Consider the following 11,735-nt stretch of genomic DNA (forward strand, 5'->3'; position numbering starts at 1 on the left):
GTTATAACATAGTTAAAACATTTACAAGGAGATTGAGATGCGTACTATTTTAAGAAAAGTCGGCAATTCGCGCGGGGTAATTATCCCCGCAGCACTACTGGCGGCGTGCGAAATGGCCGATGAAGTGGATATTCGTCTGGAAGGGAAAAGTCTGGTGATTGTACCGGTGCATTCGCCACGTACTGGTTGGTTTGTGGGATATAAACCGGAAGCAGATGTCGAACCCTTGGCCGCGTTGCCCGTGGACGACTCAACCGAGGAATGGGCGTGGTAGCACGCGGTGAGGTGTACTGGGTCAATCTTGAACCGACTATCGGCACTGAAATCAAAAAAACACGTCCTGCTCTGATCGTGTCGCCGGACGATCTTAATGCAGCATTGCCGCGCGTCATCATTGCCCCAATAACCAGTAAAGGTCAGCCGCTCGGCTGTCGCCCTGAAGTTGTTTTCGTGGGGAAAAAAGCGCGCATTTTACTCGACCAGATACGTTCGGTAGATAAGCGCCGCCTGACAGGGAAAATGGGTGAGATCGAGTTATCGGTATGGCATCCTGTATTGCTGGAAATGCTGAGTTAAGAAATAACATGAGCCTCCACAAAGAAATCAGTTTCTAGATTGTATGGTTACAACTTCTTAAACAAACTTACGGAATTATGTTCACGCGCACGCGCGCGAGGACATGACTTTTGTGAGCAAGGTAATCTAATGCAAGCAATGAATTGCACTGCTTGGTGAGCAACCGCGCCAGTAGAGTAGTTGAGAACTGTAGTTCGATTGAGTTGCAAATAAGCCATGAAAACGGGTTGGCGCAACTTGAGCAGCAGGCAAACCCAAGGGGCAACTTTGGGGGCAACAGGTCAAGTACGAACGTCATGCTTCAAGCATTCATGCGGGTTGACGCTGTGTATTCGGTGACGCCGCCAAACTAGGTCTCCAGAAACCACCGGAGACCAATGCAGCCAAACCATTTCAGTGGTTTGGCTGTTTCTTTTTGTGCGCCCGGCAAGGGCACAATTACTATGAGGTGGAAGTCTTCTACTCGCCCTGCAAGAGGAAGAGTTAGCTGAACGGCAAGGGTGCAAACCCAAGTGCGTACCTGGTTCGCTGATTTGCAGCAGATTCGGTAGAAACGGTGACCCGTGGAAACCCAGCGCTGGCGCTAGTTTGCAGCCGATTCGAAGGCGGAAACAGGCAAAACGACCATTGCGGTCGGCCATCAAGTGCCCCCCCATGAAGCAGCCACCCTCTGATAGACTGATGAAGATTTAAAACGACTTTGAGGTTTATCCTGAGCGCCAATGCCATGAATGCCGAACCGTGGGTCACCGCAAGAGAAGTCGCCCAGCATCTGGGCGTTGTGAAGGACACCGTCTAAAGCGCAAAAGGCTTCCCCCTTTGTAAAAGGGGGGTGAGGGGGATTTTGTCGCCGCTTCTTGGCGTGCATGACGGACGCGGCATCTACCTGCTCTACAACGGCATCCTCAAGGATAAATCGATCGGCGGCGGCAATGTGCTCACCGGGTCGGTGTTCGAGGTACTGCCGAAATTTTCCGGCTCCAAAGTGATCTACGCCGCTGCCAACCGTATGGGCGGCCGCGCTGCGCGCGAAGGCATCACCTTCAAGCAAACCCCTTACGCGCTGGAGGTGTGAGTGAAGAACTCCTTTGAGCTTTGCCGTGACAAAGATTTGCGTGGTTAGTGGAATGCGCTGGTGCGGGCTGGCCGAAGGGCGCGTGGTTTGTTGGTGACTGCGTCCAGTAATAATCTGGAGTTGATTGATAAGAGAGGTGCACAAATGGATACAAAGACACTGATTGATTCGGCTATGGAGCTTGACCCTGCCGAACGCTTTAAGCTGATTGACGAGCTTTTGCATAGTCTCGACCGTCCGGACCCGGAACTTGACCGCGTCTGGATCGAGGAGGCGGAGCGGCGACTTGCGGCCTATCGCACAGGCCGAATGCAGGGTATTCCGGCCAGCGACGTGGTCGGCGAATTGTAATGCGCGAGGTGATACGCATCGATTTTTCCCCGCAGGCCAAGGCGGAATTCGAGGACGGCGAAGCGTATTATGAACGGCAGGTTCCCGGCCTGGGGGCACGTTTTCGCGCGGAAGTACGCCAGGCCTAACTGCGCATGCGCCAGTGGCCGTTAGCGGTACCGGTCGAGCGTGGGGATATCCGGCGCATGATTCTGAGCCGATTTCCGTACAAGCTGCTGTATTCGGTTGAGCCGGATTGTCTTTTCATCATTGCCGTGGCCCATATGCACCGCGCCCCGGATTACTGGATCGATCGGGAACCATCGTGACGAGCTTCACCCCGAAAACCTACCAGTCGCAAGTGCTCGACAGTATGGAAGCCTACTTTGATGAGATTCGCCTCGCCACCTGGCTTTGCCGCAACCTGCCGGATCAATCCCTCACCCACGCGAGCAAGCAGGTCTTCGTCGCCGCGTGGCTAACCGATCTTCTGCGCCGAGATGATGTCACGCTGGCCCGCGCCAACCTGCAAAAGTTCTTGATCCGTAATCGCCTTGAAGCGCGCATCCGCGACTTGCGCAAACAGGCGGTGGGCAAGGCTTTCCAGCAAACGCTGTTCGGTGACGACGACGCATACCGTGTCGCGGTGAGTGATATCTATGCTTTCGATTTTCACCCACATGCTTATGCGCCCAGCCGTGACTACGACGGTCGCTTCGGTCACTTCGATTTCAGGAAGCATTTTTACGGACGCATTGGCGATTTTGACAGCAAGGAAGAGTTCGAGTGCGCTTGCTGGCTGAATATTCAGGCGCAGCAGGGCCGTATTCAGTTCTGGGTGCGCAACCTGGTGCGGCGCGAAGGGAGTTCGTTCTTCCTGCGAAAGACCGACGGGCGTTTCTACCCGAACTTTCTATGCCAGCTTCCGGGAAATGATGACAAGCCCGGATCGGTTCTTGCCGTCGAATACAAGGGTGCTGACCGCTGGTTATCGGCCGAGGATGACCGATTGATTGGCGGCCTGTGGGCCAATCTTTCCGACGGGCGTTGTCGATTCGTGATGGTAAAGGACAAGCGGTGGGATTGGATTGAGGAGCATCTGAAATGACGTCAGATCAGATCCTGATTCCCGCTACGTTCCTCATTAATGTGGAGGTGTGGCGAAAATGAATGATTTGAAGAAGCAATACGAGCTTTGGGATGAGTTCCTCAACGTCTGGCCTTTGGCCCCAGTCTACCGCCAGAAAAACTGAAAAAACAATGAGGTGATCACATGGCACTAACTCGAAATTTTAAACAAACAGTTATTGAGCGCGTTGAACGCGATCCTGAGTTTGCGAAAGCACTGCTTGATGAAGCGGCAACTTTGTTTCTGAGTGACGAACCGGAAACAGCGCGCCTCATCCTTCGTGACCTTGTGAATGCCACAGTGGGATTTGAACAGTTGGCCGTGCTGACTGACAAACCCAGCAAAAGCTTGCACCGCATGTTATCGCCCAAAGGTAATCCAAGCATGGATAATCTCGCTGCAATTTTTGGTGCTATCCGTGCGCGTCTGAAAGTTGGAATTGAAGTTCATACGGTTGAATTAGCATAGCAAGTTGTTTTTCCTAATGAGTCAGAGCTGGTGCGGCAACCTTTCGTTTGCTGGCGTATACTGAAAATTATGAATGAAAAGGAAACTAGTCGCATTGAGGCTTTCAGCGACGGCGTTTTCGCTATTGCATTGACGCTACTTGCGATTGATTTGAAAGCTCCGGTGTTAGAAACAATTAACAACGCTAGTTTGACGGCGGCGATAGCCGAGCGGTGGACGGAATACTTCGCTTTCTTCAACAGTTTTATCGTGGTTCTGTTGATGTGGATAAGTCATCACGGTATTTTCAAAATCGTTCGCAAGACTAATACTCAGTTTATGCTCGCTAACGGTTTGGTGTTGTTTTTTGTAGCGGCCGTGTCATATCCGACAAGCGTGTTGGCGAAATATATATTGACCGATGCTGCGCCAGCAGCAGCTGCATTTTACGCGGGGTATTCGGTCTTTGCGAACGGCGCATACATCATGCTCTTGCGCGTCGTTTCAGGGAATAAAAACTTATTGAAGGACAACGTAAGTGACGACGAGATAAGAAAATTATCGCGGGGTTTAATTATGGCTCTGCCGATTTACGTAGCGGCGACATTGCTTGCCTTTGTCAATGTTTGGATAACCGTTTCGATAACCACCCTGCTTTGGATTTATTGGGCAGCAATACTAAAAAATGACACTGCTGTCTGATTAAAATGTGAATAGATTCATCTCGTTGTGAGGCGCGCCCTCTGGTGGAATGTAGTCGCCACCCGGAAACGCTTGCTGCAAGGGCATCTTCTCGAATAGGGTGAGCTACAATATCTGTAACAATGTGTAGAGCGCTTTTTGACGATGGCGACAAGAACATAGACCGACATTGCAATCCATATTTGCGACTTCACCGCATTCTCTGAATTGCCGTAGAACTTTTTGATACGCAGATGTTAGTACATGCCAGCAATTTCACGTAGCGGTTGCCACCATGTCGCTCGACGATTCGGGTAAATGTGGTCCAAGGCAGAAAATCCATCAGTTGGGCGAACAGCGTCTTGCCAGTATTCATGGCAGCCTCCGGGAGAAAAACCGGAAGACGGCCAGAACCGCCTTGCGCCGTTCAAATCGACACCACCCTTCGTCGCTTGGAATTCAGCGTCCTTCGTGGCTTTCAGCGGTTCGCCCTCTCGTTTAACCGGACAGCAGTGATTGTCAATATCATTTGGTATGGGTTCCGAAGTACAGATTTCGGATGCTTCAAGGGCCGGTAGGTCGATAAGTCAAGCGGTTGATTTTCAGCCTTGGTCAGCGGAGGCGACCGCCCCGATTCAACGTGTGGAGAGGACATTTGTTACGCACCGGGCCCACAATCCATACAACGCTTGATTATTTCCGGGCCCATGTGCAGGTTATGGTTGAGATCCCGTAAGGCGGTGCGCAGTCCTTCTTCGATGACCGGATGATAAAAGGGCATTTCCAGCATCTCTGAAACCGTCATGCATTTCTGTGCTGCCCAAGCCATCAGGTGTCCGATATGCTCGGCGGACGGACCGAACATTTCCGCCCCCAGGAACAAGCCGCTGCCCAGTTCAGCGTAGACTTTAAGCATGCCTTTGTTGCGCAGCATCACGCGGCTGCGGCCCTGGCCTTCGAAAGATACCTGGCCCACGGCGTAGCGACTCTGGTAATGTTGGCGGATCTGCTCCAAATTCAATCCCACCGACGCGACTTGTGGTTCGGTAAATACCACGGACAGCGGCGTTCGGCGCAAGCCGGCCCGCACATCGGGGTAACGCCCGGCATTGTCGCCGGCTATGCGACCCTGATCGGCAGCTTCGTGCAACAAAGGAGCCTCATCGCTGGCATCGCCGGCAATAAAAATTGCGCTGTTACCGCACTGCATGGTAAAGCGGTCAAACACTGGCACACCCCATTTGTTCAATTCCAAGCCGGTATTTTCCAGCCCCAATCCGGCTACATTGGGAGCACGGCCGGTCGCCGCCAGCACATATTCGAACGACTCGGTTTTCCACGTGCCGTCCCGGTGCAGGAAATGGACATCCACTCCGGTGGCGGTTTCGGCGACCGATTTCACCAAAGACGATGCATCCAAATAAAACTCTTCATTGAAGGCTGCATTAGCATAAGCGCGCATGGCTTCGTCACTAATGCCGACAATACTGCCGCCTACGCCGAAAATCTTGATGTTTACCCCCAAGCGGCCCATGGCCTGGCCCAATTCCATACCGAGAATGCCCGAACCGAAGACCGCCAGACTTTTCGGCAAAGTGGGCAAATCGAACACCGATTCATTGGTCAGCAGGCGCGTGCTCAAACCTTTTAGCAATGGCGGCAAGACCGGGATGCTGCCACTGGCGATCACAATTCGCCTGGCATGAATCAACTGACCATGCTCTGTCACCAGGGTATTGGCATTTTGAAAACGCACCTTTGCCGATAAACGGTTAGTTTGCGGAAAGGATTCGATGGTCTCCAGCACGAAACCGACAAAACGGTCCCGTTCTCGCTGCACTCTCGCCATCACCGCCGCACCATCAACAGATACGCGTTCCACATGCACTCCGAATGGATCGCTGTGACGGGCGTGGTGAGCGGCTTCCGCCGCGGCAATCAGCAATTTACTGGGCATGCAGCCGACACGGGCGCAAGTCGTACCGTAGACCCCACCTTCGATCAGCAAAACGGATACGGTATGGGACAGGGCGGCGCGGTAGGCCCCCATACCGGCGGTGCCTGCGCCGATAATGGCGACATCGACATTGATTGGATTCATGAGGAAACATTCCTATGCAAGAATTGGGCACTTCGCAACAGCATAAGGCAGACGCGTCTCGGGTTTCAGTCCGACCCGCGAAAATTCACTTCGCCAACCAGGCTTCCAGTTCGTCCGACCCACCAATATGTTGACCATCGATATACACCTGCGGCGTGGTACCTTGTCCGGTCACCGCTTTCAGGGAGCTGAAACTGATGCCGTGGCTGCCCAGTTCGATATCTTCAAAGCGATAGCCCTTTTCGGTTAGCATCTTGCGGGCGCGGGCGCAATGTGGGCAGCCAGGCTTGCTGAACAGGGTTATCTGCGCCGGCAGACTGGCATTGGGGTTGATGTAGTTCAGCAAAGTATCGGCGTCCGAGACCTTGAAGGGATCGCCCGGCTCTTCCGCTTCGATAAACATTTTTTCAATCACACCATCCTTCACCAACATGGAATAACGCCAGCTCCGCTTTCCTAAGCCGATATCCGATTTATCCACCAGCAGGCCCATGCCTGCGCTGAATTCACCGTTGCCATCGGGCAGGAAGTAGATGTTTTCGGCATGCTGATCCTCCTTCCAGGCAGCCATCACGAAAGGGTCGTTTACCGATAGGCAAATGACGCTGTCGATGCCATTCTTCTTGAATACTTCTGCAAGCTCGTTATAGCGTGGCAAGTGGGCGCTGGAACAGGTGGGGGTGAAGGCTCCCGGCAGTGCGAACAGCACCACGGTTTTGCCTTTGAACAATGCATCGCTGGTTACTTTCTGCCATTCATTATCGACTCGTATCGGAAAAGTAACCTTAGGAACTTCATGACCTTCTCTTGACTGCAGCACGGCATTACCTCCTCTTTATCTAGAATCAATTGTTCTTTCAGTTTTTTGTCTGCCCTTGCCAAGTGGTTCCAGCTAGACTCAACGCGTTTTCTGTTTGTACTATGCGTCTATTTGTACACAATATTCCTTGCAGCACAGTACGTCTGTTCGGTGGCGTACCGAGGCCAGGAATGGTGCGTTTGGGGGGGCGGGAATTGATCTGGGTGGAAATGAGTCATATTGGTAGATGCGAATCGCGCGTGCTATTCTGTCCGCTCTGCTCTTGTTTTTGACCAAAACAAGTTGAAACCAGATGCTTCAGACACATGGCTCAATGTGACAGATGAACGAACGCCAAACGATGCCTAATAGACCAAGTGCGCCGAAAGCAGCGGAGCCGTCCGCGAAAAATTTCCCTGTCGTTTGCATCGGCGGTTCGGCAGGAGGTCTCGATACATATATCCGCTTATTGCAAAATCTTCGCGCTGATATGGGTGTTGCCTTCGTTATCGTCAATCACATGACAACACTGCCCACTCAACTCCACGAAGTTCTTCCTCGCTTCACAACGATGCCTGTTGAGCTAATCACGGAAAAGTTGTTGATCGAACCTGACCACGTATTTATTATCCCATCGAATCGGGATTTACATGTCCTCGATGGAGAATTTCGTCTCAAGCCGATATCCAAACCGCGCGGCTGGTCCGATGTAATAACGGTTTTTTTGCGATCACTTACGAGTTACTGGGACGGCAAGCTAATTGCCATAATTGTTTCTGGATATGATGGCGACGGGGCAGCTGCGTTATGCGGCATTAAAGAAGTAGGCGGCATTACGATCGCACAAAAACTTAGTACCGCAAAACAGCCAGACATGCCGGAGAGCGCAATTGCGAGTGGATGCATCGATTTTGTGCTATCGCCAGAAGATATCGCTCAAAAGCTTTTACAGCTGTGTTCGAATTCTAGTCCGGACAAAAATCAACCGTCCAGAGCATGAAAATTGTGCCAAATTTAGCAAACCAAATTATCATCGTTGATGGCAATAGCACTTTCGTCTGCGCTCTGTTTTAGCTTGTTTTTTCGATAAACACTAATAACATGAGGTTGGTTGTCAATTCTGGCACCAATAATTTCATCCCTCCAATCTATTTTCATAGAACTGGCGTTCAAGCGTTTCGGTAGGAAAATTCATACATATTGGTTTCCGCCTGTTTGCGGGATTATTGAGGACTCCGCCCTTCGGTCATACTACCCCCCTGATTTGAGATATATTCCCCATGCTCATCGTGGCTAACTGTTTTTACAGAAGGGCGCCTCTAAAAATTCAAGTTTCTAAGCAAGACAAGGCACGAGTAAAAAATTTGAGCGCGGCATATATTTGATATGTAAGCGATAATTTTTTTCGAGTAACGCCGTATTGTGACGAAAATTGGATTTTTAGAGGTGCCCAGAATGAATTAACGCGATGCTGCCTGTTGATAAAACAGCGTCAGTTGCTTGTGGACACTGGGACAGCAGTTTTTCAAAATATCCGGTGCAGTAAAAAAATACTCACTCAATACCGCGAAAAATTCCGCCGGGGATGTGGCAGCATAAGGCTTGATAAAGGCTGATTCTCCCGCTGCCACTTGCAGGCAAAGTGTCTCGTAGGCCCCACTCAATGCCTCGGCCCATTTTCCCCGGCTCATGCCACGACGCAGTGGCGGCATGCCATTCGTTACCCCATTGAGAGCATCCAGTTTATGTGCGAACTCATGCAACACAACATTGTGGCCGGCATGAAAATGATAGGTATCCCGCTCCACGTCATCCCAAGACAAAATTACCGGACCGCGCAACCATGACTCGCCGCTTAAAATACTTGCTTCGTTGTGCACCAGGCCAATGGCATCCGTCTGTGCATGATTAACGCGAAACGCACCTGGATAGAGTATGACCTCGACCCAACCGTCGAAATACTCCACTCCCAGATTCAGGATTAACAAACAGGCTTGGGCGGCCACCGCCACCCTCATTGAGGGCGTCACTTCCAAACCCCGAGCGCCGGTGATTGATTTCTGATCCAGAAACCAAGTCGTCAACTCCCGCAGGTGCGCCATTTGCACCGCATCCAGTCCTCTTAACACCGACACGCGCCGGGTCACACTTCGCCAGATGCAGTGAGGTATCGGATGGCGTTTAAGAATCCTGCGCATGCGCCAGCGCCGTAGCACAGTGCCTAGTGGACGCATCTTGTTTTATCTGTGATCAGCGACATGATGTTGAATGAGCTTCTGGACTTTACCCACCTCAGGATTATGGCATGTCATCTTGATCACCTTAGTCAGGAATGTGGCTTGGAAATTGTGATCAGAATTATTCAAAATTCTGCCGATTATAGTGCGTACTGTTCCAAATGCCGAGGTGGAGGCGTGCTGGCATCACATACGCGTGGGCTGCGCAGTGAAGAGGCTAAAAGATCCGTCTCCAGCCATCGTCGAGCGCGCCAAAATTGATGTAGCAGCGTTCCATATTATTTTTAATTTATATATTGAATAAGAATCATTATTAACTGTATAATCATTCGCTACGGCTGGCAACTCTCTTTGTGTATACCTTTTACTGGAGTTTTATTTATGAAATTACGAAGCGTTGTTTTATCAATATTGATGTTGGTCAGCTTTACCACTCAAGCCAAAGATCCGCTGAGAGATGTGCAGCAACTTGGCAAATTTTTATTCCAGGATAAAAATCTGTCTCTGAACAGAAACCAATCCTGTGCAAGTTGTCACAGTCTCCAGCCGGCAGGGGGTAATGACTTGGCTAGTAAGGTGGTCCCGGGGTTTGTTGACCCGGATAACGTCAAAAATGGCACTGCCATTTCGAAAGGCTCGATTACCAGTGCCACAGGTACGTTAAATACTCCAAGCGTAGGTTATGCGGCACATAGTCCTTCATTCCATTGGAATAAAAATGCAGGCTTGTTTGTAGGAGGTCAATTCTGGAATGGGCGCGCCAAAGACTTGAGCGAGCAGGCGCAAAAACCTTTGCTGAATCCGCTCGAAATGGCAATGCCCAGCGAACAGGCGGTGGTTGACCGTATAAAGGAGGATAAAAGATACAAGGAGTTGTTCCGGGAAGCCTATGGTATCAATCTGGATGTTATTAAAGCTGACAAAGTCTTTAATCTTGCGACAAAAGCCATCGGCGAATTTGAAAAAACCTCTGTTTTTAATAAGTTCACGTCCAAATTCGACTATGTGTTGGCTGGGAAAACCACTTTAACCGCTATTGAAGAAAAAGGCTTAGAGCTATTCAATGGCAAAGGCAACTGTGCCGCTTGCCATACCAGCGAGGCTACCCGTAACAAAAACGGCCAACTAATGCTGCCGCTGTTTACCGATTTTACCTACGACAACATCGGCTTGCCACGTAATGTAAAAATACCGAATAACCCGGAGCCTGATCTGGGACTCGGTGGTCGTAGCGATATTGCAGCCAAAGACCCTGAAGGCAATGAGATCGGCAAGCACAAAGTCATGACGCTGAGAAATATTGCACTGACGCCGCCTTATGGTCATAACGGCGTCTTGGAAACGCTGGAACAGGTCGTGCATTTTTATAATAGCCGCGATACCTTGGGTGCGGTACGGGATAACACAGATCCAAGGTTCGGCAAGTCCGGTTGGCCCCAACCCGAAATTCCCCAGAATGTGAATAGCAGCGAATTGGGTAATCTGGGCTTGAGCTCTGAAGAGGAAAAGGCAATTGTCGCCTTTCTTAAAACCTTAACCGACGACTATCAATTATGGGGATTAGATAGCCGTGTACCGCCTGATTCCCCCCCTCCTTTCTTGCTCTCTCCGTAATAACAACCGTAACGGGTGGGCAAATTCACTTTGCCCACCCAAATAAACAAGGAAAAATTGATATGGCAATTGTTATTTATAGTGTGAATACTGAAGAGTTCAAAAACCACTATGTGAATCGGAATGATTTGCATATTTACAAAGCATTAGCGGCTAGTCAGCTTGTATTTAATTGCGGCTCTCTAAGAGAAGCTCGGGAGAAATTAATGAAGATTATGGGGTCAAACTTTATCCTGTATGAAGGAGGACATCATTTAGCTATCCTTTTAAGACAAGAAGGAACAACAGAAGGAATCCCGTTAGTTAAGCTGTACTCTACTCAAGATAAAGGGCCCCATCAATGGGGAGCCCTGCAAGAACTATCTCAATTGGCAGCTATTTAGTGCTTCGCATCGGGGAGTGGTAGAAAGCTTGAACACAAATAATTTATTAGCCGACTTTCATCTGAACGGGCATCAGTACATCCTCTACGCTTCGCGATTTCCACCTTTGAAAAATTGTCTTCTGATTGATCGCCGCGCTGTGTGTAAATGTTAATTTAGGAGAAAACTCAAAACTCATCTCCACGGATCATTAAAGGTATCAGCCCCAGCAAACGGTTCGCACTGTTTCCAGAAAATCCTGCATGTAGGGAGCTTGTGCAGCCTCCAAATGTGTGACGGCATACAGCTCACCGAACAATCCATCCTTGCCTAGCAGCCTGTCGGACTTCCCCCCATTAAAAATAACAAATTGCAAGTGTAAAA

At 50.3% G+C, this 11,735-nt stretch carries 16 protein-coding genes and 2 pseudogenes; 13 read left to right on the forward strand and 5 right to left on the reverse strand.

The features are described from left to right. The first annotated feature begins 37 nt into the window (after positions 1-37). The 8 genes from MJ768_RS01915 (at position 38) to MJ768_RS01945 (ending at position 4,259) form a co-directional block, all read left to right on the forward strand. Positions 38-274 (forward strand): AbrB/MazE/SpoVT family DNA-binding domain-containing protein, encoded by a 237-nt coding sequence (locus MJ768_RS01915; protein WP_239287616.1) that lies wholly within the window; start codon positions 38-40, stop codon positions 272-274. Further along, a complete protein-coding gene (locus tag MJ768_RS01920; protein ID WP_239287617.1) occupies positions 268-576 on the forward strand; it encodes a type II toxin-antitoxin system PemK/MazF family toxin in 309 nt (102 codons plus the stop codon). The genes MJ768_RS01915 and MJ768_RS01920 overlap by 7 nt, the downstream gene beginning before the upstream one ends. An 844-nt stretch (positions 577-1,420) precedes the next feature. Continuing rightward, positions 1,421-1,651: a hypothetical protein gene (locus MJ768_RS01925; RefSeq protein ID WP_239287618.1), complete on the forward strand. Its 231-nt coding sequence runs from the start codon at positions 1,421-1,423 to the stop codon at positions 1,649-1,651. A gap of 144 nt (positions 1,652-1,795) precedes the next feature. Beyond that, positions 1,796-2,002, forward strand: a complete 207-nt coding sequence (locus MJ768_RS01930; protein WP_239287620.1) for an addiction module protein — start codon at positions 1,796-1,798, stop codon at positions 2,000-2,002. Beyond that, a complete protein-coding gene (locus MJ768_RS15105; RefSeq protein ID WP_256449810.1) occupies positions 2,002-2,130 on the forward strand; it encodes a hypothetical protein in 129 nt (42 codons plus the stop codon). The genes MJ768_RS01930 and MJ768_RS15105 overlap by 1 nt, the downstream gene beginning before the upstream one ends. A gap of 176 nt (positions 2,131-2,306) precedes the next feature. Continuing rightward, the gene (locus tag MJ768_RS01935; RefSeq protein WP_239287621.1) at positions 2,307-3,089 is read left to right on the forward strand and encodes a hypothetical protein; all 783 of its coding nucleotides are present in this window, start codon (positions 2,307-2,309) and stop codon (positions 3,087-3,089) included. A 165-nt stretch (positions 3,090-3,254) separates the two neighbouring features. Continuing rightward, positions 3,255-3,578 carry a helix-turn-helix domain-containing transcriptional regulator gene (locus MJ768_RS01940; RefSeq protein WP_239287622.1) on the forward strand — a complete coding sequence of 108 codons (324 nt, stop codon included), beginning with the start codon at positions 3,255-3,257 and terminating at the stop codon, positions 3,576-3,578. Between the two features lie 69 nt (positions 3,579-3,647). Next, the gene (locus MJ768_RS01945) at positions 3,648-4,259 is read left to right on the forward strand and encodes a TMEM175 family protein (RefSeq protein WP_239287623.1); all 612 of its coding nucleotides are present in this window, start codon (positions 3,648-3,650) and stop codon (positions 4,257-4,259) included. On the opposite strand, the pseudogene MJ768_RS01950 reads toward MJ768_RS01945, so the two are convergent. Further along, a pseudogene (locus tag MJ768_RS01950) lies at positions 4,260-4,495 on the reverse strand (IS4 family transposase); the annotation flags it as partial. It lies immediately after the preceding gene. Then, positions 4,450-4,614, reverse strand: a complete 165-nt coding sequence (locus MJ768_RS01955) for a DUF4372 domain-containing protein (RefSeq protein ID WP_239287624.1) — start codon at positions 4,612-4,614, stop codon at positions 4,450-4,452. The pseudogene MJ768_RS01950 and the gene MJ768_RS01955, both read right to left, overlap by 46 nt. Positions 4,615-4,752: 138 nt before the next feature. Here MJ768_RS01955 and MJ768_RS15305 point away from each other — a divergent pair. Beyond that, a pseudogene (locus MJ768_RS15305) lies at positions 4,753-4,824 on the forward strand (IS200/IS605 family transposase); the annotation flags it as partial. A gap of 72 nt (positions 4,825-4,896) precedes the next feature. Here the strand turns inward: MJ768_RS15305 and MJ768_RS01960 are convergent. Both MJ768_RS01960 and MJ768_RS01965 read right to left on the reverse strand, forming a co-directional pair. Further along, complete coding sequence (locus tag MJ768_RS01960; protein ID WP_239287625.1) at positions 4,897-6,339, reverse strand: dihydrolipoyl dehydrogenase; 1,443 nt, start codon at positions 6,337-6,339, stop codon at positions 4,897-4,899. Positions 6,340-6,424: 85 nt separating this feature from the next. After that, positions 6,425-7,159: a glutathione peroxidase gene (locus MJ768_RS01965; protein ID WP_239287626.1), complete on the reverse strand. Its 735-nt coding sequence runs from the start codon at positions 7,157-7,159 to the stop codon at positions 6,425-6,427. A 322-nt stretch (positions 7,160-7,481) separates the two neighbouring features. Between MJ768_RS01965 and MJ768_RS01970 the strand changes: the two genes are divergently transcribed. Then, positions 7,482-8,138: a chemotaxis protein CheB gene (locus MJ768_RS01970; RefSeq protein WP_239287627.1), complete on the forward strand. Its 657-nt coding sequence runs from the start codon at positions 7,482-7,484 to the stop codon at positions 8,136-8,138. Between the two features lie 460 nt (positions 8,139-8,598). Here MJ768_RS01970 and MJ768_RS01975 read toward each other — a convergent pair whose 3' ends face one another. Continuing rightward, on the reverse strand, positions 8,599-9,336 hold the full coding sequence (locus MJ768_RS01975) for a M90 family metallopeptidase (protein WP_239287628.1): 738 nt from the start codon (positions 9,334-9,336) through the stop codon (positions 8,599-8,601). A gap of 184 nt (positions 9,337-9,520) precedes the next feature. On the opposite strand from MJ768_RS01975, the gene MJ768_RS01980 reads away from it, so the two are divergent. From MJ768_RS01980 to MJ768_RS01990, 3 genes are all read left to right on the forward strand, one after another. Beyond that, positions 9,521-9,679, forward strand: coding sequence for a hypothetical protein (locus MJ768_RS01980; RefSeq protein ID WP_239287630.1), 159 nt, complete (start codon positions 9,521-9,523; stop codon positions 9,677-9,679). A gap of 77 nt (positions 9,680-9,756) precedes the next feature. Further along, positions 9,757-10,989 carry a cytochrome-c peroxidase gene (locus MJ768_RS01985; protein ID WP_239287631.1) on the forward strand — a complete coding sequence of 411 codons (1,233 nt, stop codon included), beginning with the start codon at positions 9,757-9,759 and terminating at the stop codon, positions 10,987-10,989. Positions 10,990-11,051: 62 nt separating this feature from the next. After that, positions 11,052-11,372 (forward strand): hypothetical protein, encoded by a 321-nt coding sequence (locus tag MJ768_RS01990; protein ID WP_239287632.1) that lies wholly within the window; start codon positions 11,052-11,054, stop codon positions 11,370-11,372. The last annotated feature ends 363 nt before the right edge of the window (positions 11,373-11,735 follow it).

Origin of the sequence: Candidatus Nitrotoga sp. 1052, from assembly GCF_927312905.1 — a bacterium.
Classification (GTDB): Bacteria; Pseudomonadota; Gammaproteobacteria; order Burkholderiales; family Gallionellaceae; genus Nitrotoga.

What these genes read in the sequence shown, in the direction of transcription:
- MJ768_RS15105 (WP_256449810.1), top strand. Translation starts at nt 2,002, where the DNA reads ATGCGCGAGGTGATACGCATCGATTTTTCCCCGCAGGCCAAGGCGGAA.
- MJ768_RS01915 (WP_239287616.1), top strand. Translation starts at nt 38, where the DNA reads ATGCGTACTATTTTAAGAAAAGTCGGCAATTCGCGCGGGGTAATTATC.
- MJ768_RS01945 (WP_239287623.1), top strand. Translation starts at nt 3,648, where the DNA reads ATGAATGAAAAGGAAACTAGTCGCATTGAGGCTTTCAGCGACGGCGTT.
- MJ768_RS01990 (WP_239287632.1), top strand. Translation starts at nt 11,052, where the DNA reads ATGGCAATTGTTATTTATAGTGTGAATACTGAAGAGTTCAAAAACCAC.
- MJ768_RS01930 (WP_239287620.1), top strand. Translation starts at nt 1,796, where the DNA reads ATGGATACAAAGACACTGATTGATTCGGCTATGGAGCTTGACCCTGCC.
- MJ768_RS01975 (WP_239287628.1), bottom strand. Translation starts at nt 9,336, where the DNA reads ATGCGCAGGATTCTTAAACGCCATCCGATACCTCACTGCATCTGGCGA.
- MJ768_RS01955 (WP_239287624.1), bottom strand. Translation starts at nt 4,614, where the DNA reads ATGAATACTGGCAAGACGCTGTTCGCCCAACTGATGGATTTTCTGCCT.
- MJ768_RS01970 (WP_239287627.1), top strand. Translation starts at nt 7,482, where the DNA reads ATGAACGAACGCCAAACGATGCCTAATAGACCAAGTGCGCCGAAAGCA.
- MJ768_RS01940 (WP_239287622.1), top strand. Translation starts at nt 3,255, where the DNA reads ATGGCACTAACTCGAAATTTTAAACAAACAGTTATTGAGCGCGTTGAA.
- MJ768_RS01960 (WP_239287625.1), bottom strand. Translation starts at nt 6,339, where the DNA reads ATGAATCCAATCAATGTCGATGTCGCCATTATCGGCGCAGGCACCGCC.
- MJ768_RS01985 (WP_239287631.1), top strand. Translation starts at nt 9,757, where the DNA reads ATGAAATTACGAAGCGTTGTTTTATCAATATTGATGTTGGTCAGCTTT.